Origin of the sequence: Propioniciclava sp. (genome assembly GCF_047602245.1) — a bacterium.
GTDB lineage: Bacteria > Actinomycetota > Actinomycetes > Propionibacteriales > Propionibacteriaceae > Propioniciclava.
Window position 1 is genome coordinate 3,164,201 of record NZ_JASGHT010000001.1, and the last position, 23,671, is coordinate 3,187,871.

Sequence of the window (23,671 nt, forward strand, 5' to 3'; positions counted from 1 at the left end):
GGCTCTGGTCCGATGGGGGTCAGCGCTTGACGCGCTGGTCGATGATCCGCTGCGCGCTGGCGGCGGCCTCATCGACGGAGGTGCCGCCGACGACCGCGGTCGCGGCGCCCTCGGCCGCGTTGCGGATGTCGAGGTTGGTGAACTGGAAGCGCGGTGCGAGCAGGGTCTTACGCTCCAGCCACGGCGCGGTGGCCAGCAGATCGGGGTTGGTGTACTGGACGTCCTTGACCGTCACATGCTGGGAGGTGCCGTTGGCGTAGTCGCCGGCCGCCTTCGGATCGCTGAGGTGCTTCAACAGCGCGAACGCGGTCGAGGCGTTCTTCGACACCGTGCTGACGCCGAGGATGAAGGTCGCGTTGTGGATGCCCTCGTACTTGGCCTTGTCGGCGGTCGTGGTGATCGGCGCGATCAGGTCGAAGCCGAAGGTGGCGCCCAGGCCCCGGACGCTGGTCATGTGGTACGAGCCAGTGGCGAGCATGGCCGACTGGCCGGAGGCGAACATCTGCTGGGCCGGTTCGACGGCCGTGCCGGTGGCGTTGGGCTGGAAGTAGGGCTTCAGTTCCTCATAGCGGCGCAGCACGGTGAGGAACCAGTCGTCGGTGACCTTCATGGTGCCGGCCTCGATCTGGGCGCACATATCGTCGGACGGGGCCTCGTTCATCACCATGGCGTTGAACAACTGCCCGGCGTTGCCGGCCTCGCCGCCGGGCCAGGCGATCGGCACGACCCCGGACGACTTGAGCTTCTCGCACAGATCGAGGAAACCGTTCCAGTCCTTCGGGTTCGCGGTGTAACCCGCCTGGGCGCGCAGGTCGGCGTTGATCAGCGGCATATTGAACACCAGCTGGTACGGGTAGCCGTACTGCTTGCCGTCGGTGGTGCCGGCGCCGATCAGGTTGGCCACGTACTTGTCGGTGGGGCCGTCCTTGGTCAGGTCGGCGAACAGGGACGCCTTGACCATCGACTCGTACTGGGCGCCGCGGAAGGCAGCGAAGAGGTCGCCCTGGGTGCCCTGGCGGATCTGCTGCAGCGCGTTGGCGTTGTAGTCGTTGGACGGTGAGATGTCCTGGCGCACCTCGACGCCCGCGTTCGCGGCCACGAACGCGGCGATGATGCTGTCGAACTGGGCCTTGTCCTCACCGCGCCAGTGCGCGAACGAGATCGACCCCTCGACCGGGCCGGTGAGGTTGACCGCCCCGGCGGCGCCTCCGCCGGGCTGGGTGGTGGTGCCCGGGCCCGCGCAGGCGGACAGGGTGAGACCGACGCCGGTGAGCCCGGCGAGCTGGATGAGAGAACGGCGGCTGATGGTGCTCATGAGGAGTCTCCGATCGGATCATGGGAAAAGAGGTCGATGGCGGGGGTGGACGGGTGCGGCCGGAGCCACAGGGTGCGGACGAGGGCCGCGGCACGGACGGTGTGCCGGGGCGCCGGGCACGGACGGGTGCGGCACAGGGCCGCGGGGCACGGACAGGTGCGGCACAGGGCCGCGGGGCGCGCGCGTCAGCGCTTGCTCATCGCCTCGTCGACGAGGGCACCGAACTTCTTCAGCCGGTCGACCGCGGCCCCGGCCAGGCAGGCGCTGACATCGTCGGCGGCCAGGCAGGACGCCCACACGGCGCGTCCGGCCAGGAAGCCGGAGGCACCCTCGGAGCAGGCCACCGCGACGGCGGTGGGGAAGTCGGCCTCGGCGACACCGGAGGAGAGGATCACCCACGGCGAGGCGACGGCCTCGTTGATCTCGGCGCAGCGGCGGCGCATCTCGGCTTCGGGACCGCGTCCGTACAGCGGCATCTCGCCCTTGTACAGATCGGCACCCAGGTCGCCCAGCTCGCGGGCGGCGTCCACGATCGCCTGCTCGCGATCCCAGTCCAGCGAGGCGTCCAGCGGCTTGCGGCAGACCGGTTCGATGATGCTGATCAGGCCGTGGGCGTCGCAGATCTCGACGAACTCGCGCACCATCGCGATCCGCGGTCCGGCGGGCTGGTCGATGCGGTGCAGCACCAGCAGCTTCATCGCCACCGCCCCGGACGCCTTCACGTGCGCCGGGTCGACCTGGCGGTCGATCTCGACCTCGCCGACGAGTTCGCCGTGCGCGGGGATGAAGTGGTCGCCCGACGAGATCAGGCCGCAGCCCTCGGCCACCACCCCGGCCTCGACGGCCTGGTCGAAGGCGAACTGCCGGTCGATCAGCACTGCCGAGGCGTACGGGGTGAGGGTGCGGGCGGCGTCCAGCTTGAAGTCGATCACCTGGTCATCGGTGACGACGGCGCCACCGCGGGCGTCCGACATCATCACGCGCAGCGCCTCGCGTTGGTCGACTGCCAGCATGGCGAACCCTCCAGAGGGACGCTGCAGGACGCTGAGGTCGGGTTTGGTGGTGGTCATCGATCCTCCTGTGGTGAGCCGAGGGCGGCGGCGACCTCGGCGTGGGTGGGAATACCGGAACGGCCGTCGAGGGCACCGCAGGAGGCGGCCGCGACGTGGTTGGCGTAGACGAGCGCGTCGGCGAGTGGGACGCCGCGCACGACCTGGGACAGCAGCGCGCCGTGGAACACGTCCCCGGCGCCGAGGGTGGAACGAATGGGCAGACCGGACGCCGCGGGCGCGTAGGCGATCTCGCCGCCGCGCTCCAGGCCCCAGGATCCGCGGCTGCCGTCGGTGGCCACCACGGTGTGGACGCCGTCGTCGATCGCGGCGTGCAGCAGGTCTTCGGGGGACCGGTCGCCGTAGCCGGCGCGCAGCGCGGCGATGGTCGGCACATACAGCGCGACCCCGGACGCCGCGAAGCCGGGAATGGGATTGCCGGCGTCCACGCTGACCCGCAGTGTGGCGGGCAGTTCGTCGCGGTGGGCGGTGAGCGCCTGCCAGCCGAGTTGGTCGACATGCACCCAGTCGGCGCGCGTGAGCAGCCGCAGGGCCGCGTCGTTGAGCTGCGGGACGCCCGCGGGACGATTGCAGATGGCGCGCGTCGCGCGGGCGGCGTCGACGATGACGACGCTGGCGCCGGAGCGGCCCTCGACGGTGCTGACACCCTGGGCGTCCACCCCTTCGGCGGTCAGGTCGGCGATGATGCGCGCGCCCTCGGCGTCCGCACCGACGCTGCCGACGAACGACGCCCGGACGCCGAGCCGCACGCACGCGACCGCAGCGGTTGCCGCCGGGCCTCCGCCCGCGGTTTCGAGCGCTTGCACGACCACGCGCTCGTCGGGGCCGGGGTAGTGGTCGACCAGCACGATCGTGTCGTGCGTGGCGACTCCCAGAAAGACAACTGCGTCTCGCATGGCACCTCCTCGTGTCATGAGGAGAGCCAAACATTCATGTTGATCTACCGTCAATATCATGTTGGATAATCAACATGATGCGCAGTGATGCCCTCGCGTGGGCGTGCCAAGCACGTCCTCAGCGATGCTGAGGGTTAGCGATGCCGAGGGTCAGAGCAGCGGCAGCAGATCCGCGACCGAGTCGAGGGTGCGGGAGGGGCGGTAGGGGAAGGACGCGACGTCCTCGGCCTTGGTGGAACCGGTCAGCACCAGCACCGTGTGCAGGCCGGCCTCCATGCCCGCGATGATGTCGGTGCCCATGGTGTCGCCGATCATCCCGGTGGTCTCCGAATGCGCCTGGATGCGGTTCATCGCCGAGCGGAACATCATCGGGTTCGGCTTGCCGACGATGTAGGGCTCGCGCCCGGTCGCGGCGGTGATCATGGCGGCGAACGCGCCGGTGGCAGGCACGATGCCGTCGGTGCTGGGGCCGGACACGTCGGGGTTGGTCGCGATGAACCGTGCCCCGTCCAGGATCAGCCGGATCGCCCGGGTGGCCTGCTCGAACGACATGGCGCGGGTCTCGCCGAGCACGACGAACTCGGGGTCGACGTCGGTGAGCACGAAGCCGGCCTCGTGCAGGGCGGTGGTCAGCCCGGCCTCACCGAGCACGTAGGCGGTGCGGGGGCCGCTCTGGTTGGCCAGGAACGCGGCCGTGGCCATGGCGGAGGTCCAGATGTTCTCCTCGGGCACGTCCAGCCCGGCGCGGTGCAGGCGTGCGGCGAGGTCACGCGGCGTCTGCACGGAGTCGTTGGTGAGGACGAGGTAGGGAAGTTCGTTCTTCGTCCAGTGGTCGATGAGTTCCTTGGCGCCCGGAATGGCGCGGTCGCCGTGCACGAGGACGCCGTCCTTGTCGGTGAGCCAGCACTTGATGTCCTTCGGATCTCGCATACCTCAAGAGTGCCGCATCCTGCTCACCCGCGGATGAATCAGGGGGTGTGATTCCCGCTGCTGACCCACCCGGCGCCGCGGCGAGGGCGCGCAGTACCATGACCCGCATGAAGGTGGCTGTGTTCGGAGCGAAGGGGCGCATGGGCGCCGAGATCTGCCGTGCGGTCGAGGAGGCGCCCGATCTGGAACTGGTCGCCGCCCTCGATGTCGGCGACGACCCTGCGTCGGCCGGTGCCGCCGATGTCGTGATCGATTTCACGGTGCCGGACGCCGTGATGGCCAACCTGGAATGGTGCGCCGGCCATGGCGTCCATGCGGTGGTGGGCACCACCGGCTTCACGCCCGAGCGGCTCGCCCAGGTCGAGCAGTGGTTCACCCAGGCCGGCCGCAACGTGGTGGTGGCCTCCAACTACGCCATCGGCTCCCTGCTGATGATGAAGTTCGCCGAGATCGCCGCGCCCTTCTTCGAGTCGGTCGAGATCATCGAACTGCATCACCCCAACAAGGTGGACGCCCCCTCCGGCACCGCCGTCACCACCGCGCAGCGCATCGCACAGGCCCGCGCGAAGGCGGGCTGCGCCCCGGTTCCGGACGCCACCACCCAGGAGATCCCGGGCGCCCGCGGCGCCGATGTGGGCGGCATCCGGGTGCACGCGGTGCGCCAGCGCGGGCTGTTCGCCAACCAGGAGGTCCGCTTCGGCAATGAGGGCGAGCAACTCACGATCGTCGAGAACGGCTTCGCCCGCAGCGCCTACATGCCCGGCATCCTGGCGGCGGTGCGCGCCGTGCCAACGCTGCCGGGTCTGACCCAAGGCATCGAGGAGTTGCTCGGGATCAACTGATGCGGGCGAGGGTGGTGCGGGCGGTGACATCGTCGATCACCAGGTCGGTGACCGCGCCTGCCCGCAGTGCGCCCAGCACTGCCGGTGCGCGGAGCGGGTCGGCGACCACGCAGAGGCGTCGTGGCACGTTGCTCAGCTCGGCCGGGGTCGGCCCGGTCGCGCGGCGGTTGGCCTCGATGTCGGCGAAGGTACCGTCCTCGCGCAGCAGCACGGTGCAGATGTCGCCGACCACGCCGTCGGCGACCAGGGCCGCGCGCTCGGCGTCCCCGATATAGCCGGCCGCGTACACGTGCGACGCGACCGCGCCGGTGAGCGAGCCGACGCCGAAGACGGCGACGTCGAGCCGGGACAGCATCGCAAGCACCCGTTGCACCGAGCGCTCGCGCCACATCGCCTGCTTGGTGGCGGCGTAGTCGAAGAAGGCGGGCACCGGGAAGAGGGCGATGTCGGAGCCGAACGCGTCCCCGAACGATTGCAGGATCTCGCGGATCCACGGGATGCCCGAGGTGTTGTGGCTGGCGCCGCCGTTCATCTGCACCACGGTGGTGCCCGACCGTGACCGGCGTGGCAGGTGCCGGGTGACCGCTGCCATGGTCACACCCCAGGCCACCCCGATGGTCTGGTCGTCCTGGACGATGTCGGCGAGCAGCGTGGCGGCCCGCTGTGCCACCTGGTCGGTGCGCTGCACCAGGGTGGGTGCCCGCGAGGGCACCATGTGCACCCGGACGCCGAAGGCGTCCGCGAGTGCCCGGGCGACGGGGGAGTGCGAGCCCGCCGACTCGGCGATCGTGATGCGCACCAGCCCGGACTCGCGTGCGGAGCTGATCAGCCGCGACACCGTCGAGCGCGACACGCCGAGGTCGCGCGAGATGGCCTCCATCGTCTCGCCTTGGACGTAATACCGCGTGGCCGCGAGGTACATGTGGTCGTAACGATCGCTCATGGCGCTCCTCGGCTGTGCACGTATGTGCAAAATGCTGACACGTTCGTGCAAGGCGAGCAAGATAGACCGCGAGACAGTGGCAAAGGAGTCCCTCATGAGCATCCCGGCACTCAGCCCCAGCCAGCGCGAGCGCGATCTGCAAGCGCTCGAGTACGACACCTTCGACGTCCTCGTCGTCGGCGGAGGCGTGACCGGCGCGGGGGCCGCGCTGGACGCCGCCACGCGTGGCCTGCGCACGGCCATCATCGAGGCCCAGGACTGGGCGTCCGGCACGTCGAGCCGCTCCAGCCGGCTGGTGCACGGCGGACTGCGCTACCTGTACAACCTCGACTTCGCGCTGGTCGCTGAGGCGTTGCGCGAACGCGGACGCCTGCTCACCACGCTCGCGCCGCACCTGGTCAAGGCGCAGCCGTTCCTGTGGCCGCTCAAGACGCCGGTGATCGAGCGCAGCTATTCCGCGGTCGGGGTCGGCCTCTATGACGCGCTCGCGGTGATCGGCGCAGGCGGCAAGGCCACCGTCCCGATCCAGAAGCATCTGTCGAAGAAGGCCGCCCGCAAGCGCTTCCCCGACGTGCGCGAGGACGCGCTGATCGGCGCCATCGAGTTCTACGACGCCCGCGTCGACGATGCGCGCCTGGTGATCAACCTGGTGCGCAGTGCCGTCCGCTACGGTGCCGCCGCCGCCTCGCGCATGGCACTGACCGGCTTCATCCAGGACGCCTCGGGCCGCGTCACCGGCGCGAAGGTCCGCGACCTGGAGTCCGGCCGTGAGATCGACGTGAAGGCGAAGGCGGTGATCAACGCCACCGGGGTGTGGACCGAGACCACCCAAGGCCTGGCCACGACGCGCGCCGGGCTGAAGGTGCTCGCCTCCAAGGGCATTCACATCGTGGTGCCGCGCGAGCGGATCAAGGCGTCCTCGGGCATGTTCCTGCGCACCGAGAAATCGGTGCTGTTCATCATCCCGTGGCAGCACTACTGGGTGATCGGCACCACCGACACCGCCTGGCACGAGCAGCTGATCCACCCGGTGCCGACATCCGCCGACATCGACTACGTGTTGGAGCACGCCAACGCGGTGCTGGCCGCGAACCTGACCCGTGACGACATCATCGGCACCTACGCGGGCCTGCGTCCGCTGTTGCAACCGGTGGGTGCCGACGAGGCCAAGTCGGCGAAGGTGTCCCGCGAGCACACCACGCTCGAGGCGGCCCCGGGCCTGGTGGTGATCACCGGCGGCAAGCTGACCACCTACCGGGTGATGGGGGCGGACGCCGTGGACGTCGCGCTCGGCAAGCCACGCGCCCAGGAGTTGCCGTCCATCACCGCCGACATCCCGCTGCTGGGGGCGGACGGCTACCGGGCCGTGGTGCGCCGCAGCGACGCGATCGGTGCCCGCTACGGCTGGGACGCCGCCCGGATGGAAAGCCTGCTCGACCGCTACGGCTCCGAGATCGACGCGCTGCTCGCCCTGGTCGACCAGGACCCGGGGCTGGGCGGTCCGCTGGATTCCTGCGACTGGTATCTGCGCGCCGAGGTAGCGTTCGCCTGCCGGTACGAGGGCGCCCTGCACCTGGAGGACCTCCTGATCCAGCGCGTCCGGCTCAACTCGACCACCCCCGACCGTGGGGCGTCCGCGGTCGACGAGGTGGCCGCCATCGCCGCGCCGCTGCTTGGCTGGGACGCCGCGCGTACCGAGGCCGAGAAGGCGAACTACCGTGCCCGCGCCGCCGCCGAGATGGCTGCGCAGCAGCAGTCCACGGACGCCGCCGCGTCCGCCGCCCGGATGGCTGCTCCCGATTTCGTCAGCAGCGGGCTGTAGGTTCACCCCGAGGCATCCCTCACCGTCGAAGGAGACCGATATGACCGACGACCAGTACGTGCTCGCGATCGATCAGGGCACCACCAGTTCGCGCGCCATCCTGTTCGACCGCGCGGGCCGCGTCGTGTCGAGCGGGCAGAAGGAGCACCGGCAGATCTTTCCCCGGGCCGGCTGGGTCGAGCACGACCCGGTGGAGATCTGGAACAACGTCCGCGAGGTCGTCGGCATCGCGCTGGTCCGCGGCGGCGTGAACAAGGACCATGTCGTGGCGGTGGGGGTGACCAACCAGCGTGAGACGACGATGGTGTGGGACAAGCACACCGGCGAACCCGTGTATCACGCGATCGTATGGCAGGACACCCGCACCGACGCGCTCTGCGCCGAGTTCGCCCAGGGCGACAACGACCGCTACAAGGCGCGGGTCGGCCTGCCGCTGGCCACCTACTTCGCCGGCCCCAAGATCACCTGGATCCTCGACAACGTCGACGGTGCCCGCGCGCGCGCCGAAGCCGGCGACCTGATCGCCGGAACCATGGACACCTGGGTGATCTGGAACCTCACCGGTGGGGTGAACGGCGGCGTGCACGTCACCGACGTCACCAACGCCTCCCGGACCATGCTGATGGATCTCGACACGCTCCAGTGGGACGCCTCGATCGCCGCCGACATGCGCATTCCGCTGTCGATGTTGCCGCAGATCCGGTCGTCGTCCCAGGTCTACGGCCACGGACGCGACGCGGGCCTGCTCGGCGGCGTCCCGATCGCGGGCGATCTCGGCGATCAGCAGGCCGCCACGTTCGGGCAGGCCGCCTTCGAGGCCGGCATGGCCAAGAACACCTACGGCACCGGCTGCTTCATGTTGATGAACACCGGTGAGGAGAAGGTGCCCAGCAAGAACGGCCTGCTCACTACGGTCTGCTACCAGATCGGTGACCGCAAGCCCGTCTACGCGCTGGAAGGGTCGATCGCGGTCACCGGATCGCTGGTGCAGTGGCTGCGCGACAACCTGCGCATGTTCGACTCCGCGCCCGAGATCGAGGAACTCGCCGCCTCGGTCGAGGACAACGGCGGCGCCTATTTCGTGCCCGCCTTCTCGGGGTTGTTCGCGCCCTATTGGCGCGCGGACGCCCGCGGTGCGATCGTCGGCCTGACCCGGTTCGTCAACCGCGGCCACATCGCCCGCGCCGTGCTGGAGGCGACCGCCTATCAGACCCGCGAGGTGCTGGACGCGATGGAGGCCGATTCCGGGGTGACGCTGGCCGAGCTGAAGGTCGATGGGGGCATGACCGCGAACGAGACGTTGATGCAGTTCCAGGCCGACCAGCTCGGCGTCGACGTGGTCCGCCCGGTGGTGGCCGAGACCACCGCGCTCGGTGCGGCATACGCGGCCGGCATCGCGGTGGGCTTCTGGGACGGTGAACAGGACGTCATCGACAACTGGGCCGAAGACAAGCGCTGGACGCCGCAGGCGGACCCCGCCGAGCGCGACCGTCTCTACCGCAACTGGAAGAAGGCGGCCACCAAGACCTTCGACTGGGTCGACGAGGACGTGAGGTAGCCCGGGAATGACCCGGCCGGCGGGCGGCCGAGTTGTCGGCGTCCGCGCCGTCGTGAGTCCGCGCTCAGCCGAGCGCGGTGTGCATCCGGATCATCTTTACCGTCGCGGCGGCGTCCTCGCTGCCGACGGTGCGGTGGGCGCCGTCGGGGCCCCAGCCGGCTGACACCAGGAAGCGCCGCAGCGGGTCGTCGGTGGAGCGGACCCACCAGGTGGCCCGGGTGAAACCGTCCGCGCGCAGGGTGTCGGCGACCGCGTTGAGCAGCCGCGAGCCGTGCCCTTGCCGTTGGGCGGGCGGGTCGACGACGAACTCGGCGACCAAGGCGTCCTCACCGGGGTGGGCGTCCTCGTCGTCGGAGGGGCCGATGGCCGCGAACGCGACCACCCGGCCCTCGCTCAGTGCCACCATCACCCGGAAGGTGGCCAGCGGCGGGCGCAGGATCGCCGCCTGCCAGGATGCCGCCATGGTGGCCAGATCGACGCTGGCCAGCACATGGTCGGCCACATCGGAGGGGAACAGCTGCGCCCAGCTGCGCCGCTGCACGGCGGCGATGCGCTCAGCCTCGGCGGGCAACGCGAGGCGGCAGGAATCGGCGAGAGCGGCGCGTTCGATCACGCCGTCATCCTAGGGGCCCCGCCCGCTTCGGGCCCCGTGGCGTACAGGGAATGTCGGCGGCGGGGACTAGAGTGGCCTCGTGCGCGATGCTTTGAAGACACCCCCCGAACTCGCCCCTGACACGCTCCGGATCACACCGCTCGGCGGCCTCGGCGACGTCGGCCGCAACAGTGCGACCTTCGAGATCAACGGCCAGCTGCTGATGATCGACTGCGGAGTGCTGTTCCCCGACGAGAACCACCCTGGTGTGGACCTGATCCTGCCAGGCCTGCACCTGCTGGCCGGACGCCTCGACGACATCGTCGCCCTGGTGCTGACTCACGGCCACGAGGACCACATCGGCGCCGTGCCCTACCTGCTGCGCCGGCGTCCCGACATCCCGATCCTGGGCAGCAAGCTGACCCTCGCCCTGGTGCGCGAGAAGCTCAAGGAGCACCGGATCCGCAATACCGATCTGCGCGAGGTCGCCGAGGGCGACAAGACGAGCATCGGTGAGTTCGCCCTGGAATTCCTGGCGGTCAACCATTCGATCCCCGACGCCTTGGCCGTGCACGTGACGACCAAGGCCGGCAACCTGCTGCACACCGGTGACTTCAAGCTCGACCAGCTGCCGCTGGACGGACGCCTCACCGACCTGCGCGGCTTCGCCCGGGTGGGGGAGCAAGGCCTGGACCTGTTCATGGTCGACTCCACCAACGCCGAAACCCCCGGATTCACCACCTTGGAGAAGGACATCCAGCCCGCGATGGAGCGCGTCTTCGCGCACGCCAAAGGCAAGCTGATCGTGGCCTGCTTCGCCAGCCACGTGCACCGCGTCCAGCAGGTGATGGACGAAGCCGTCCGCCGTGGCCGCAAGGTGGTCTACGTGGGCCGCTCGATGGTGCGCAATATGACCATCGCCTCCCAGCTGGGCTACCTGCGCGTGCCTGGCAACACGCTGATCGCACTCGACGACATCGACAAGTACCCCGACGACAAGGTGGTGATCATCTCGACCGGGTCGCAAGGTGAACCGTTGTCGGCGCTGAGCCGGATCGCCAACCACGAGCACCCGATCATCACCGCCGGCGAGGGTGACACGGTGCTGCTGGCCAGTTCGCTGATCCCCGGCAACGAGAACTCGGTGTACCGGGTGATCAACGGCCTGACCAAGAACGGCGTGAAGGTGGTGCACAAGGCGAACGCGCTGGTGCACGTGTCTGGGCACGCGTCCGCCGGTGAGCTGCTCTACTGCTACAACATCCTCAAGCCGCGCAACGTGATGCCGGTGCACGGCGAGGTGCGCCATCTGGTCGCCAACGCCGAGCTGGCCATCGCGACCGGTGTGCCGCGCGAGAACACGATCGTGGTGCAGGACGGTGCCGTGGTCGATCTGCGCAAGCACCACGCCAAGGTGGTCGGACGCCTCGAATGCGGCTACATCTTCGTCGACGGCTCCACCGTGGACGCCGTGGGCGACTCCCAGCTCGACGACCGCCGCATCCTCGGCGAGGAGGGGTTCATCTCGGCGATCGCCGTGGTCAACCTGCACTCCAGCGAGGTGGTGGAGGGGCCGATCATCACCGCTCGTGGCTTCGTCGACGGCGAGGGCATCTTCGATGAGATCGCTGACGAGGTGTTCGCCGCGCTGCGCTCGGCGCTCGCCGAGGGCGCCGACGACACCCACCAGCTGCAGCAGGTGATGCGCCGCCGGATCGGCCGCTGGGTGAGCCGCCGCTACCGTGCCCGCCCGATGATCGTGCCGGTGGTGCTGGCCACGTAGCCACGCCGCTTGCCGGTGTGCGGTGCCGCGGCGTCCGTCTCGGGCGTGGTGGTGCCGCGCCGGGAATGGTCGGTGATTTCACCCCCGCGCCCGGATCGGTTAGGATGTTCAGGTTCCGATTTCGATCGTCGGCTGTGTCGCGCCCGTGAGGGTGCCGGCCGACAAACCAAAGGAGTAAGCCATGGCCGCCGTGTGCGACGTCTGCGCCAAGAAGCCGACCTTCGGACACAACGTGCCGTGGTCGAAGAAGAAGACCAACCGCCGCTGGAACCCGAACATCCAGTCCGTGCGCGCTGTCATCAACGGCGGCACCAAGCGCCTCAACGTGTGCACCTCCTGCATCAAGGCCGGCAAGGTCGCTCGCTGAGCTAGCGCGCGTTCGTAAAAGGCCCGCTCCGGCGGGTCTTTTGCATGCCCGGACGCCGTTCCCCGTGCGGGCATGGTCCGAACTCAGACCATTTTCCCGCACGGGAGCATGCCCGCTTGCGTCGCGTCGTTCTTGTCGGAGCGGCTGGTTAGGATCGCTGTCATGGCCGATCCTCGCTGGCAGACCCGTGCGTTCGCGGAACTGAACGCGCCGTTGTTGAGCGTGCTCGGGTCGCAGGCGAAGCTGTTCGAGGCGTTGCGCGTCCACAGCGTCGGTGATCTGCTGCGGCATCTTCCCCGGCACTACCTGTCGGGCACCGAGTTGACCGATCTGGCCAGCCTCGAAGAGGGCGAACACGTGGCGGTGATGGCGCGGGTGGCCTCCACGCAGGTGATCGACGGGGCGCCCGGCCGGTCGCGCGGCAGGGGAGCGCAATCGCGGCTCGAGGTCACGCTCACCGATGGTGTCGGACGCCTGCGCGCCACCTTCTTCGGCGGGGCGCACGTCACCCGCTGGTGGGAGCGGGAACTCAGCCGCGGCGAGCGCGGCATCTTCGTCGGCAAGATCGGCGCCTTCCGGGACGCGTTGAAGATGACGCACCCGGCGTTCGTGATGCTGGACGCCTCCGGCAAGGTGGTCGGCAACTCCGACGAGAAGGCGCGCATCGCGGAGTTGTCGCGTTCGGGATTGGTGGGCCTGTATCCGGCGACGGCCAAACTGAAGACCTGGACGATCGCGGAGTCGATCCGGCTCACCCTGCACATGCTCGACGGTGTCGAGGATCCGTGGCCGGACTGGGTGCGTCAGCGTGCCGGGGTATGCGGGCTGACTCAGGCGTTCAGCTATGTGCACCGCCCCGACTCCCGCTCCGAGATCGAGCGGGGCAATGACCGGCTGCGCTTCGACGAGGCGTTCGCCACCCAGCTGACCATGGCCTACCGCCGTGCCGAGAACGCGCGCAGTTCCGCGGGGCCGCGCCCGCGGCGTCCGGACGGAATTCTGAACGCCTTCGATGCCACCTTGCCCTTCGAACTGACCCGAGGGCAGCAGGAGACCTCGCAGGAGATCTTCGCCGACCTGGCCCGCCACCAGCCGATGCAGCGGCTGCTGCAGGGCGAGGTCGGTTCGGGCAAGACGCTGGTCGCGCTGCGGGCGATGCTCGCGGTGGTGGACGCCGGCGGCCAGGCGGTCCTGCTCGCGCCGACCGAAGTACTCGCCCAGCAGCATCACCAGACCATCACCGGCCTGCTCGGCCCGCTGGGCACCGGCCGGACGCTCGGGGCGCCGGACGAGGCAACCGACGTGGTCTGCCTGACCGGCTCGATGAGCGCGGCGGCGAAGAAGTCGGCGCTGCTCAAGATCGCCTCCGGCGAGGCAGGCATCATCGTCGGCACGCACGCCCTGCTCGCCGATCATGTGCAGTTCGTCGACCTGGGCCTGGTCGTGATCGATGAGCAGCATCGCTTCGGCGTGGAGCAGCGCGCCGTGCTCACCGACCGGGCGTCCGCGCGTCCGCACGTGCTGGTGCTCACCGCGACGCCGATCCCGCGCTCGGTGGCGATGACCATCTTCGGCGACTTGTCCATCTCGACGCTGACCGAGTTGCCGGGTGGGCGCGCGGAGGTGTCGACGACGGTGGTGGACGCCCTGCAGCGCCCCGCCTGGGTCGAGCGCGCCTGGCAGCGCGTCCGCGAAGAGGTCGCCCAAGGCCGTCAGGTGTTCGTGGTCGCGCCCCAGATCGGCACGGGCGACGGTATCCGCCCAAGCCTGGGCGTGGTCGCACTGGCCGATCAACTGCAAGCGGGCCAACTGGCCGGGCTGCGCCTCGGCGTCCTGCACGGCCAACTGTCCTCGGACCTCAAGGAACGCACCATGAGCGCGTTCGCAGCGGGCGAGGTTGATGTGCTCGTCGCCACCACCATCGTCGAGGTCGGCGTGGACGTGCCGAACGCGACCATGATGGTGATCTGGGACGCCGACCGCTTCGGCATCAGCCAACTCCACCAGCTGCGCGGGCGCATCGGCCGAGGATCGCTACCCGGGGTGTGCCTGCTGGTCAGCTCCGCCGAACCGGACGCCCCCTCGTGGGAGCGGCTCGCCGCCGTCGCCTCCACCCGCGATGGCTTCGTGCTCGCCGAACTCGACCTGGCCCAACGCCGCGAGGGCGACGTGCTGGGCGCGACGCAGTCGGGCGGACGGTCCAGCCTGCGGCTGCTGCGCGTGCTGGAGCACGCCGACATCATCGACTCCGCGCGCACCATCGCCGACGAAGCGGTGCGCCGCGATCCCGAGTGCACCACTCCCGGCTTCGCGGACGCCCTCGCCCAGACGAACCTGCTCACCGGCGGCGACTGGATCGACCGCTCGTGAGCGTCCAGTAAGGTCGCTCGGGTGACGCGCATCATCGCCGGACGCGCCGGCGGACAACGGCTGACCACGCCCGCGCATGCCCGGACGCGTCCGACCTCGGACCGGGTGCGCGAATCCGCGTTCAACCTGATCGCCGACTGGGCGGGCACGGCGGGCGAGCCCGCCGACACGATGCTGGACCGGTTCTCCTTCCTCGACCTCTACGCGGGGACGGGTGCGGTCGGACTCGAGGCTGCCAGCCGAGGCGCTGGCCCGGTCGTCTGCGTCGAAAAGGACCGCTCCACCGCCTCGCTCGCACGCGGCAATGCGGCGTCCACCGGACTCGAGGTGCGGGTGGTGGCGCAACCGGTCGAGACCTATCTGCAAGGCACGCCCATCCCGTTCGACGTGGTGTGGCTCGACCCGCCCTATGACGTGCCGACCACGACCGTGGAGGCGCATCTGCATGCCCTCGCCCAGGGCTGGGTGGCGTCCGATGGCCTGGTGATCGTCGAGCGGTCCAGCCGCGACGAGCCGCCCACCTGGCCGTCCGCGCTCGGCGAGGGACGCGCGCGGCGCTACGGTGAGACGACGCTGTATCTGGCGAGCAAGGAGGACTGAGCATGAGGGCGATCTGCCCAGGATCGTTCGATCCGGTGACCCATGGCCACCTTGACGTGATCGCGCGCGCCGCGCACCTGTTCGACGAGGTGATCGTCGCGCTGGGCCGCAACAGCTCCAAGAACTACCTGTTCACCGTCGAGGAGCGGGTCGCGATGCTCACCGAGGCGACCGCCGATATGCCCGGCGTCCGGATCGGCCTGATGGACGGCCTGTTGGTCGACTACTGCCGCAACGAGGGCGTCGACGTCATCGTCAAGGGCCTGAGGTTCGCCGGCGACTTCGAGTTCGAGGTGCAGATGTCGCAGATGAACCACGCGCTGAGCGGCATCGAAACCATCATGCTGCCCACCTCCGCCCGTTGGGCCCACCTGAGTTCCACGATCATCCGCGAGGTCGCCAAGCTGGGCGGCGACGTCTCCGATTTCGTCCCGGACGCCGTCGCCGAGCGCATCCGCGCCATGCAGCGCGCGCGCGAGCGAGCGGGAGGGAGTGGGGCGGACGCCGCAAGCTGATCCTTGGTGGCGTGCCGGGCGGTTTAGTGTCGGAGGCTTCTGAGAGACTGCACCAGTGACGGTGACAGGCAAGGTGGCAGAGCGGGCAGAGCTGCACAAGACGATCTGGCGGATCGCGAACGATCTACGCGGCAGCGTCGATGGCTGGGACTTCAAGTCCTACGTGCTCGGGATGTTGTTCTACCGGTTCATCTCCGAGAACCTCACCGCGTACATCAACGGCCTTGAGCAAGAGGTGGGGGATCCAGACTTCGATTACACCGCCTTGTCCAATGTCAACGCCGACTTTGCTCGTGTTGGGATCGTCGCGGACAAGGGTTTCTTCATTTTCCCGTCCGAACTATTCCAGAACGTGCGTGCACGCGCGGCGAACGATCCCAACCTGAACGAGACGCTGGAGCGGGCCTTCCGCAACATTGAGGCATCCGCGCTGGGAACGCCGAGCGAACGGGCTCTCAAAGGCTTGTTCGATGACCTCGACGTCAACAGCGCCAAGTTGGGTAATACGGTAGCCCGCCGCAACGAGAAGCTCGTCAAGTTGCTGGACGCGGTCGGTGAACTGCCTCTAGGAAACTTCGGGAACAACTCGATCGACCTGTTCGGTGATGCCTATGAGTATCTCATGGGCATGTATGCCTCGCAGGCAGGAAAATCGGGTGGCGAGTATTATACGCCCCAAGAGGTCTCCGAATTGCTGGCGCGCATCACCGTGGTCGGCAAGACCGAGGTGAACAAGGTCTACGACCCTGCCTGCGGATCCGGCTCGTTGCTGCTCAAATTCGCCAAGGTGCTTGGCAAGGAGAACGTCCACCAGGGCTTCTTCGGTCAGGAGATCAACCTCACCACTTACAACCTCGCCCGCATCAACATGTTTCTGCACGATGTGAACTATGAGAACTTCGACATCGCGCACGGCGACACGCTGCTGGAACCGGCGCACTGGGACGATGAGCCGTTCGAGGCAATCGTGTCCAACCCGCCCTACTCGATCAAATGGGAGGGCGACGCCAACCCGCTGCTCATCAATGACGAACGGTTTGCTCCGGCTGGGGTCTTGGCGCCGAAGTCGAAGGCAGACCTCGCCTTCACCATGCACATGCTGTCGTGGCTGGCAGTCAACGGCACGGCAGCGATCGTCGAGTTCCCTGGCGTGCTCTACCGCGGCGGTGCGGAGCAGAAAATCCGCAGATACCTCGTGGACAACAACTACGTGGACGCCGTCATCCAGCTTCCGCCTGACCTGTTCTTTGGCACCACGATCGCAACCTGCATCATCGTGCTCAAGAAGTCGAAGATCGACAACGCCGTGCTATTCATCGATGCCTCGGCCGAATTTGTCCGCGCCGGAAACAAGAACAAGCTGACCGAAGCGAACCAGCAGCGCATCCTGGACGCCTATACGGTGCGGGAGGACGTCGCGCACTTCGCCAAGCTGGTTGAAGCGGACGCCCTCGCCGACAACGGCTACAACATCTCGGTGTCGTCCTACGTGGAGGCCGAAGACACTCGTGAGGTGGTCAACATCACCGAACTCAACGCTGAGATCGCACGGATCGTCGTCCGCCAGGCCGAGTTGAGGACTGCGATCGACGACATCATTGCCGACCTGGAGGGGGCATCATGAGCGATGAAGTCGACGTGCCCGGACTGATGCGTGCTGATCTCCCTCATGTTGTCGAAGCTCCGGATGATGAAGCTGAGGCGGCGTACCTCGCCATCCGGGCGACGATCGTCACGGCTCGGCGACGGGTGTCGACGGCGATCAGAAGCGAGATGGTCGAGGCGTACTGGGAGGTAGGTCGCCGGATCGTCGAGACCCAGGGCGAACGAGCCGAGTACGGCAAGCGGCTGCTGCATTACCTGGCCCAGCGGCTGACGTCCGAGTTCGGTCGTGGCTACCGTGAGTCCAACCTCCGCAACATGCGGCAGTTCTATCTCGCGTACCCGATTCGCTACGCACTGCGTAGCGAATTGAGCTGGACGCACTACCGGGAGCTGATGAGGATCACGGACCTCGAACTGCGTGAGTTCTACGCCCGAGAGGCTGCTGAGTCTGGCTGGACCGCACGCCAACTGCGCCGTCAGGTTACCTCGTCCTACCACCTACGCCTCTTGGCCACCAGGAGTGAGAACCGCCCCGAGGTGGCTGCCGAGGTGATGGAACTAGAGCCTCGGACGAAGGCGGACGATCTGCTCAAGGACCCCTACGTGTTCGAGTTCCTCGAAGTCGCCGCGCCGGCGAAGCTCCTCGAGCGTGACCTGGAGCAGGGGCTCATCGACAAGCTCCAAGACTTCCTGCTCGAGCTTGGCAAGGGCTTCTCTTTCGTCGCCCGGCAGAAGCGGGTGACGGGGAGCGACACGCACTACTACGTCGACCTTGTCTTCTACAACTACATCCTCAAGTGCTTCGTGCTGGTCGATCTCAAGGTGGGCAAGTTGACCCATCAAGACATCGGCCAGATGGACTTCTACCGACGTATCTTCGATGACAAGGTACGTCCGGAGGGCGATAACCCGTCGATCGGAATCATCCTGTGTTCAAGTAAGGACGAGGCAATAGTAAAGTACTCGATCCTGGCCGATGGCGTGGGCCTCTACGCCGCTGGCTACAAGACTTATCTTCCCAGTGAGGAGGAACTCCAGGAGGAGCTGCGGCGAGAGCGGGAACTTCTTGAATCCGAGAGCACAGAGGCGGATGAAGCATGAGTCACATCACCGAACTGATCACCGAGCTTGCCCCCCACGGCGTGCCACACGTAGCGCTCGGTGAGGTAGCAGATTACTCTCATACTCGTGTTAATGCTTCGGAACTCGACGAAACATCCTTCGTGGGCGTAGACAACTTAGTTGCGGATAAAGGCGGGCGCATTGATGCTAACTATCTGCCCAACACGGCGCGTCTGGCAGCATACGAGCCTGGCGACATTTTGATCGGGAACATCCGCCCCTATCTCAAGAAGATCTGGTTCGCCACGGATGCTGGTGGGTGCAGCGGTGACGTTCTGGCCGTGAGAGTCAAGGAGGATGGTCGGCGGCGACTAGATCCTGCCTTTCTCTACTATCTTCTTTCGTCTGATCGCTTCTTCTCGTACAGCATGCAACACGCGAAAGGCGCGAAAATGCCGCGAGGAAGTAAAGTGGCTATTCTTCGCTACCGGATCCCGGTTCCGCCGATGGTGATCCAGTTGCAGATCGTCGAAATTTTGGGTAAAATGGAGTTGCTGCAAGCCGAGCTTACAGCCGAGCTTACAAACCGCTCTCGTCAGTACGCTTATTACCGAGATTCTTTGCTGTCCTTCCGTGATTTCCCGGTCGAATGGGTGGCCGTCGGCGAACTCGGAACGATCTTTCGAGGCAAACGATTCACTAAAGGTGACTATGTGGCGGATGGTGGCGTTGGTGCAGTTCACTATGGTGAAATCTATACGAAGTACGGCATCTCTGCGACCACGGTGGTGTCGCGAGTTCGGGAAGATCTTCGCTCCGTACTCCGGTATGCCACGAAGGGTGATGTCATACTCACGGACGTCGGCGAGACAGTCGAAGATGTCGGGAAAGCGATGGCGTGGCTTGGCGAGGAAGACGTCGCTGTTCATGACCACTGCTATGTGATTCGCTCCAAAGTGGACGCGTCCTATCTCGCGTACGTCATGCAAACCGGACATTTCCTGCGTGCCAAAGAGAAGCATATTGCTCGGACGAAGGTAAAGACTTTGCTGCTTGAAGGGCTCCAGCGTATCCAGGTGCCGGTGCCGCCACTTGAGGAGCAGCTTCGGATCGTGGCGGTCCTGAACAAGTTCGATGTCCTCGTGAACGACCTCAGTTCTGGGATCCCGGCTGAGATCGCCGCCCGTCGCAAGCAGTACGAGTACTACCGGGACAAGCTGCTGACCTTCGAGGAGGCCGCGTGATCCCTGAGTTCTACACGTCGCAGCCAGGCTGGCCGGAGCGCATCGAGCAAATCGTTGAGTTGCTCGGACGAGTCAGCGCTGTTGAGGAGTTGTCAGGACGGGTGCCAGAGCTGCGGCGGATGAATCGGATCGAGGCGGTGCAGTCGTCGACCGCGATTGAGGGCAATTCCTTGACCCTGGTACAGGTGGTCGGTGTGGCCAGGCGGGAGCCAGTATTTGCTCCGCCACGCGAGGTGAAGGAGGTCGAGAACGCCCTCGCAGCCTACGACGCGCTTGGCACGCTTGACCCCTGGAGCGTTCAAGACTTTCTGGCGGCGCACAGCCTGCTCACCACCGGTCTGATCGCCGAAGCAGGCGCCTTCCGCACGGTGGATGTGGAGATCGTCGGGACTGACGGCACCGTTCTGCACACGGGGTCGCGCGCCGAGAAGGTGCCACGGCTGATCGCTGAGTTGTTCGAGTGGGGCAGCAGCACGCCTGATCATGCTCTTGTGGTGTCCAGCGCCGTCCACTTTCTTATCGAGTACATCCATCCCTTCCGGGATGGCAACGGACGTATCGGACGGCTCTGGCAGACGTTGATCCTGAGTAGGTGGCGTCCCGTGTTCGCCTGGATGCCAACGGAGACCCTCATCCGACAGCGTCAGCGTGGGTACTACGAGGCGCTACAGGCATCGCATGACCCCGAGATCGATGCGGCGCCGTTCATCACATACATGCTGGACACGCTCGCTGAGTCGTTGCGCGCCTACGCCGCACAGCTGACCGCTGGGGCGAGCGATGTCGGAATAAGTGTCGGAACAAATGTCGGAATAGACGATGCGATCCTTGCCCTGTTGCGCGTGGCGCCGACGCTGACGGCGGCGGAGATCGGCGGGCGTCTGGGCAAGAGCCCCCGGACCATCGAGCGTCACCTCGCTTCGTTGAGGGCGGCGGGGCGGCTCCACCGCGAAGGCTCCAGGAAGTCAGGACGATGGGAGGTGGCCGGTTCATGAGTACACCGGATTCGCCAGTGCGACATTACGATCCGATCGCAGTCAGCGACGAGAGCACGGTCGTGGCCGAGTACGTGCCCGACGCGAAGCCCGAGGCTGCCTACCAGTCGGAGGCCGATCTTGAGCGTGAGTTGATCCGGCTGCTGGAGTCCCAAGCCTACGAGCGTCTTCGGATCACCTCCGAGGCGCAACTCGTGGCGAATCTCCGGCATCAGCTCGAAGCGCTCAACGCGATGACGTTCTCGGACGCGGAGTGGACGCGGTTCTTTGAGCAGAGCATCGCGGGCGCCAACGACGGCGTCATCGAGAAGACTGTGCGCATCCAGGAAGACCACGTCCAGGTGCTCAAGCGCGACGACGGCACCTCGAAGAACATCACGCTGCTCGACAAGCGCAACATCCACAACAACCGGCTGCAGGTGATCAACCAGTACGAGGTGCCGAAGGAGACGTCCGCGCACCGCGGTGGGAGATACGCGAACCGCTACGACGTGACCATCCTCGTGAACGGACTCCCGCTGGTACACGTCGAGTTGAAGCGTCGGGGCGTTGACATCCGGGAAGCGTTCAACCAGATCGATCGCTACCAGCGCGACAGCTTCTGGGCCGGGTCGGGACTGTTCGAGTACGTGCAGTTGTTCGTCATCTCCAACGGAACGCTCACGAAGTACTACTCCAACACCACCCGCTGGCAGCACGTTTCCGACGAGAAGAAGACAGGCCGCGGCCGCAAGACCTCCAACAGCTACGAGTTCACCTCGTGGTGGGCGGACGCCACGAACAAGCCGATCCGTGACCTGACAGCGTTCGCGAAGACGTTCTTCGCCAAGCACACCTTGTTGAACATCCTTACCCGCTATTGCGTCTTGACGGCTGATCGAATGCTGCTGGTCATGCGTCCCTATCAGATCGTCGCGACGGAGCGGATCTTGAACAAGATCGCGATCTCCACCAACTACAAGCGCCTCGGCACGGTCGATTCCGGTGGGTACGTGTGGCACACCACGGGCTCGGGCAAGACACTCACGTCGTTCAAGGCCGCACAACTGGCGTCCAAGCTAGCGAGCGTCAACAAGGTGCTGTTCGTCGTCGACCGCAAAGACCTCGATTACCAGACCATGCGCGAGTACGACCGCTTCCAGAAGGGGGCCGCGAACTCCAACACATCGACCGCGGTGCTCAAGAGGCAACTGGAGGATCCACAGGCCAGGATCATCATCACCACCATCCAGAAGCTATCCACCTTCATCAAGGCCAACGCGGGCCACGCCATCACTGGCGGGCACGTGGTGATCATCTTCGACGAGTGCCACCGGTCGCAGTTCGGTGACATGCACCGCGCAATCACCAAGGCGTTCAAGAAGTACAACCTCTTCGGCTTCACCGGTACGCCCATCTTCTCGGCCAACGCCGGCAGCGGCGGCAACCCGCTGGTGAGGACGACCGAACAGGCCTTCGGCGAGAAGCTGCACACCTACACGATCGTCGACGCCATCACCGACAAGAACGTGCTCCCGTTCCGCATCGACTACGTCAAGACCCTGAAGGTCGGCAACGTGATCGACAAGCAGGTATCGGCGATCGACACCGAGAAGGCGCTCTTGGCACCCGAGCGGATCAGCGAGATCGTCAAGTACACGCTGGAACACTTCGACCAGAAGACCAAGCGCTCATCGAGCTATGCCTACTCCACCGTAACGAACATCGCCGAGGTCGTCGCGAGCGACCGGAAGGTAGGGGAGGCCAAGGTATCCAGGCGGGTCCGTGGTTTCAACGCGATCTTCGCGACGGCGTCCATCGATGCCGCGCGCCGCTACTACAACCACTTCCACGTGCAGCAGCGCGATCTTCCGTCAGACCAGCGGCTCAAGGTGGCGCTCATCTACTCGTTCGCGGCCAACGAGAACCTCGGCGACGGCGTCCTTGACGAAGAGGACTTCGACACCGACGAACTCAGTGCAGACGCGCGGTCGTTCCTCGAGGATGCCATCCAGGACTACAACGACATGTTCGGAACCTCGTACGACACGAGCGCGGACCGGTTCCAGAACTACTACAAGGACCTCTCGTTGCGGTTGAAGAACCGGGAGGTCGATCTGGTCATCGTGGTGAACATGTTCCTGACCGGCTTCGACGCCACCACGCTCAACACGCTCTTCGTCGACAAGAACCTGCGTATGCACGGCCTCGTGCAGGCCTACTCCCGAACGAACCGCATCCTCAACTCGGTCAAGACCTACGGCAACATCGTCACCTTCCGTGACCTTGAGGACGAGACGAACGCCGCACTGGAGTTGTTCGGAAACAAGGACGCCCGCGGCATCGTCCTTCTCAAGCCCTATGCGGAGTACTACGCCGAGTACGCGGCCAAGGTGGAGGAGTTGCTGACGTTCTTCCCACTGGGCGAGCCGATCATTGGTGAGAAGGCGCAGAAGGTGTTCATCGCCTTGTTCGGCGCGATCCTCCGGCTGGAGAACATCCTGACCTCGTTCGATGACTTTGCCGGACAAGAACTGCTCACCGAGCGGCAGAGCCAGGACTATCGCAGTGTCTATCTCGATCTTTACGCCGAGTTCCGCGCGGCGGCTGAGGCGGAGAAGGAGAGCATCAACGACGACGTCGTCTTCGAGATCGAACTGATCAAGCAGGTCGAGATCAACGTCGACTACATCCTTCTGCTCGTGCAGAAGCGCCGAGAGACGCACGGCGATGGGGCGGACAAGGACATCCGGGCCGAGATCTCGCGGGCCGTTGACGCCAGCCCGTCGTTGCGCAACAAGAAGGACCTCATCGAGAACTTCGTTGACTCGGTGTCGCCTGACGGCTCGATCGATGAGGAGTGGCGAGCCTTCGTGGCAGCGAAGCGGGAAGCCGAACTGGAGGCGATCATCGCACAGGAGAGGCTCCGGCCCGAGGCCGCTCGCGCCTTCATGGCGGCGGCGCTGCGTGACGGTGCCGTCAGCTCGACCGGGATGGCCATCACCGCGATCCTGCCTCCCATCTCTCGCTTCGCGCCGGATAGTGCCCACGACATCATGAAGCAGCGTGTGATCGAACGTCTCACGGCCTTCTTTGACCGGTTCCACGGCCTGGGGTGAGGTGCCAGACGGCGCCGTAGCCCGATGTGCTTGCTGGGTCCGCCACCTGGCGCCCGGCCGGACA

Annotated in this window: 19 protein-coding genes; 13 read left to right on the forward strand and 6 right to left on the reverse strand. The window is 66.4% G+C overall.

Annotated elements, in window-relative coordinates:
• Positions 1–19: 19 nt before the first annotated feature.
• The 4 genes from QM708_RS14935 to QM708_RS14950 form a co-directional block, all read right to left on the reverse strand.
• Complete coding sequence (locus tag QM708_RS14935) at positions 20–1,315, reverse strand: ABC transporter substrate-binding protein (protein WP_415110268.1); 1,296 nt, start codon at positions 1,313–1,315, stop codon at positions 20–22.
• 185 nt (positions 1,316–1,500) lie between these two features.
• A complete protein-coding gene (locus tag QM708_RS14940; protein ID WP_415110271.1) occupies positions 1,501–2,385 on the reverse strand; it encodes an aldolase in 885 nt (294 codons plus the stop codon).
• Complete coding sequence (locus tag QM708_RS14945; protein ID WP_415110274.1) at positions 2,382–3,281, reverse strand: carbohydrate kinase family protein; 900 nt, start codon at positions 3,279–3,281, stop codon at positions 2,382–2,384. The genes QM708_RS14940 and QM708_RS14945 overlap by 4 nt, the downstream gene beginning before the upstream one ends.
• A 150-nt stretch (positions 3,282–3,431) precedes the next feature.
• The gene (locus QM708_RS14950) at positions 3,432–4,211 is read right to left on the reverse strand and encodes an HAD-IIA family hydrolase (RefSeq protein ID WP_415110277.1); all 780 of its coding nucleotides are present in this window, start codon (positions 4,209–4,211) and stop codon (positions 3,432–3,434) included.
• 107 nt (positions 4,212–4,318) lie between these two features.
• On the opposite strand from QM708_RS14950, the gene dapB reads away from it, so the two are divergent.
• Positions 4,319–5,053, forward strand: coding sequence for a 4-hydroxy-tetrahydrodipicolinate reductase (gene dapB / locus QM708_RS14955; protein ID WP_415110280.1), 735 nt, complete (start codon positions 4,319–4,321; stop codon positions 5,051–5,053).
• Here dapB and QM708_RS14960 read toward each other — a convergent pair.
• Positions 5,046–5,996, reverse strand: coding sequence for a sugar-binding transcriptional regulator (locus QM708_RS14960; protein ID WP_415110283.1), 951 nt, complete (start codon positions 5,994–5,996; stop codon positions 5,046–5,048). The genes dapB and QM708_RS14960 overlap by 8 nt on opposite strands.
• Before the next feature lie 94 nt (positions 5,997–6,090).
• Between QM708_RS14960 and QM708_RS14965 the strand changes: the two genes are divergently transcribed.
• Both QM708_RS14965 and glpK read left to right on the forward strand, forming a co-directional pair.
• Complete coding sequence (locus tag QM708_RS14965; RefSeq protein ID WP_415110286.1) at positions 6,091–7,818, forward strand: glycerol-3-phosphate dehydrogenase/oxidase; 1,728 nt, start codon at positions 6,091–6,093, stop codon at positions 7,816–7,818.
• 40 nt (positions 7,819–7,858) lie between these two features.
• Positions 7,859–9,376, forward strand: a complete 1,518-nt coding sequence (gene glpK, locus QM708_RS14970) for a glycerol kinase GlpK (RefSeq protein WP_415110289.1) — start codon at positions 7,859–7,861, stop codon at positions 9,374–9,376.
• A gap of 64 nt (positions 9,377–9,440) precedes the next feature.
• Here glpK and QM708_RS14975 read toward each other — a convergent pair whose 3' ends face one another.
• Positions 9,441–9,989: a GNAT family N-acetyltransferase gene (locus tag QM708_RS14975; RefSeq protein WP_415110292.1), complete on the reverse strand. Its 549-nt coding sequence runs from the start codon at positions 9,987–9,989 to the stop codon at positions 9,441–9,443.
• Positions 9,990–10,068: 79 nt separating this feature from the next.
• Between QM708_RS14975 and QM708_RS14980 the strand changes: the two genes are divergently transcribed.
• From QM708_RS14980 to QM708_RS15025, 10 genes are all read left to right on the forward strand, one after another.
• Positions 10,069–11,751 (forward strand): ribonuclease J, encoded by a 1,683-nt coding sequence (locus QM708_RS14980; RefSeq protein WP_415110295.1) that lies wholly within the window; start codon positions 10,069–10,071, stop codon positions 11,749–11,751.
• Positions 11,752–11,932: 181 nt separating this feature from the next.
• A complete protein-coding gene (gene rpmB / locus QM708_RS14985) occupies positions 11,933–12,118 on the forward strand; it encodes a 50S ribosomal protein L28 (protein ID WP_415110298.1) in 186 nt (61 codons plus the stop codon).
• A gap of 162 nt (positions 12,119–12,280) precedes the next feature.
• A complete protein-coding gene (locus tag QM708_RS14990) occupies positions 12,281–14,488 on the forward strand; it encodes an ATP-dependent DNA helicase RecG (RefSeq protein WP_415110300.1) in 2,208 nt (735 codons plus the stop codon).
• A gap of 21 nt (positions 14,489–14,509) precedes the next feature.
• Positions 14,510–15,088: an RsmD family RNA methyltransferase gene (locus QM708_RS14995; RefSeq protein WP_415110303.1), complete on the forward strand. Its 579-nt coding sequence runs from the start codon at positions 14,510–14,512 to the stop codon at positions 15,086–15,088.
• Between the two features lie 2 nt (positions 15,089–15,090).
• Complete coding sequence (coaD, locus tag QM708_RS15000; RefSeq protein WP_415110306.1) at positions 15,091–15,603, forward strand: pantetheine-phosphate adenylyltransferase; 513 nt, start codon at positions 15,091–15,093, stop codon at positions 15,601–15,603.
• Between the two features lie 55 nt (positions 15,604–15,658).
• Positions 15,659–17,227 carry a type I restriction-modification system subunit M gene (locus QM708_RS15005; RefSeq protein ID WP_415110309.1) on the forward strand — a complete coding sequence of 523 codons (1,569 nt, stop codon included), beginning with the start codon at positions 15,659–15,661 and terminating at the stop codon, positions 17,225–17,227.
• Positions 17,224–18,309: a PDDEXK nuclease domain-containing protein gene (locus QM708_RS15010; protein ID WP_415110312.1), complete on the forward strand. Its 1,086-nt coding sequence runs from the start codon at positions 17,224–17,226 to the stop codon at positions 18,307–18,309. The genes QM708_RS15005 and QM708_RS15010 overlap by 4 nt, the downstream gene beginning before the upstream one ends.
• A complete protein-coding gene (locus QM708_RS15015; RefSeq protein WP_415110314.1) occupies positions 18,306–19,514 on the forward strand; it encodes a restriction endonuclease subunit S in 1,209 nt (402 codons plus the stop codon). The genes QM708_RS15010 and QM708_RS15015 overlap by 4 nt, the downstream gene beginning before the upstream one ends.
• Positions 19,511–20,509, forward strand: a complete 999-nt coding sequence (locus QM708_RS15020) for a Fic family protein (RefSeq protein WP_415110316.1) — start codon at positions 19,511–19,513, stop codon at positions 20,507–20,509. Before QM708_RS15015 ends, QM708_RS15020 begins: the two co-directional genes overlap by 4 nt.
• Positions 20,506–23,607, forward strand: coding sequence for a type I restriction endonuclease subunit R (locus tag QM708_RS15025; RefSeq protein ID WP_415110319.1), 3,102 nt, complete (start codon positions 20,506–20,508; stop codon positions 23,605–23,607). Before QM708_RS15020 ends, QM708_RS15025 begins: the two co-directional genes overlap by 4 nt.
• The last annotated feature ends 64 nt before the right edge of the window (positions 23,608–23,671 follow it).

Bases quoted from the DNA above. Each gene is read 5' to 3' on its own strand.
- QM708_RS14935 (WP_415110268.1), bottom strand. From the start codon at position 1,315: ATGAGCACCATCAGCCGCCGTTCTCTCATCCAGCTCGCCGGGCTCACC.
- QM708_RS14940 (WP_415110271.1), bottom strand. From the start codon at position 2,385: ATGACCACCACCAAACCCGACCTCAGCGTCCTGCAGCGTCCCTCTGGA.
- QM708_RS14945 (WP_415110274.1), bottom strand. From the start codon at position 3,281: ATGCGAGACGCAGTTGTCTTTCTGGGAGTCGCCACGCACGACACGATC.
- QM708_RS14950 (WP_415110277.1), bottom strand. From the start codon at position 4,211: ATGCGAGATCCGAAGGACATCAAGTGCTGGCTCACCGACAAGGACGGC.
- dapB (WP_415110280.1), top strand. From the start codon at position 4,319: ATGAAGGTGGCTGTGTTCGGAGCGAAGGGGCGCATGGGCGCCGAGATC.
- QM708_RS14960 (WP_415110283.1), bottom strand. From the start codon at position 5,996: ATGAGCGATCGTTACGACCACATGTACCTCGCGGCCACGCGGTATTAC.
- QM708_RS14965 (WP_415110286.1), top strand. From the start codon at position 6,091: ATGAGCATCCCGGCACTCAGCCCCAGCCAGCGCGAGCGCGATCTGCAA.
- glpK (WP_415110289.1), top strand. From the start codon at position 7,859: ATGACCGACGACCAGTACGTGCTCGCGATCGATCAGGGCACCACCAGT.
- rpmB (WP_415110298.1), top strand. From the start codon at position 11,933: ATGGCCGCCGTGTGCGACGTCTGCGCCAAGAAGCCGACCTTCGGACAC.
- QM708_RS14990 (WP_415110300.1), top strand. From the start codon at position 12,281: ATGGCCGATCCTCGCTGGCAGACCCGTGCGTTCGCGGAACTGAACGCG.
- coaD (WP_415110306.1), top strand. From the start codon at position 15,091: ATGAGGGCGATCTGCCCAGGATCGTTCGATCCGGTGACCCATGGCCAC.
- QM708_RS15010 (WP_415110312.1), top strand. From the start codon at position 17,224: ATGAGCGATGAAGTCGACGTGCCCGGACTGATGCGTGCTGATCTCCCT.
- QM708_RS15015 (WP_415110314.1), top strand. From the start codon at position 18,306: ATGAGTCACATCACCGAACTGATCACCGAGCTTGCCCCCCACGGCGTG.
- QM708_RS15025 (WP_415110319.1), top strand. From the start codon at position 20,506: ATGAGTACACCGGATTCGCCAGTGCGACATTACGATCCGATCGCAGTC.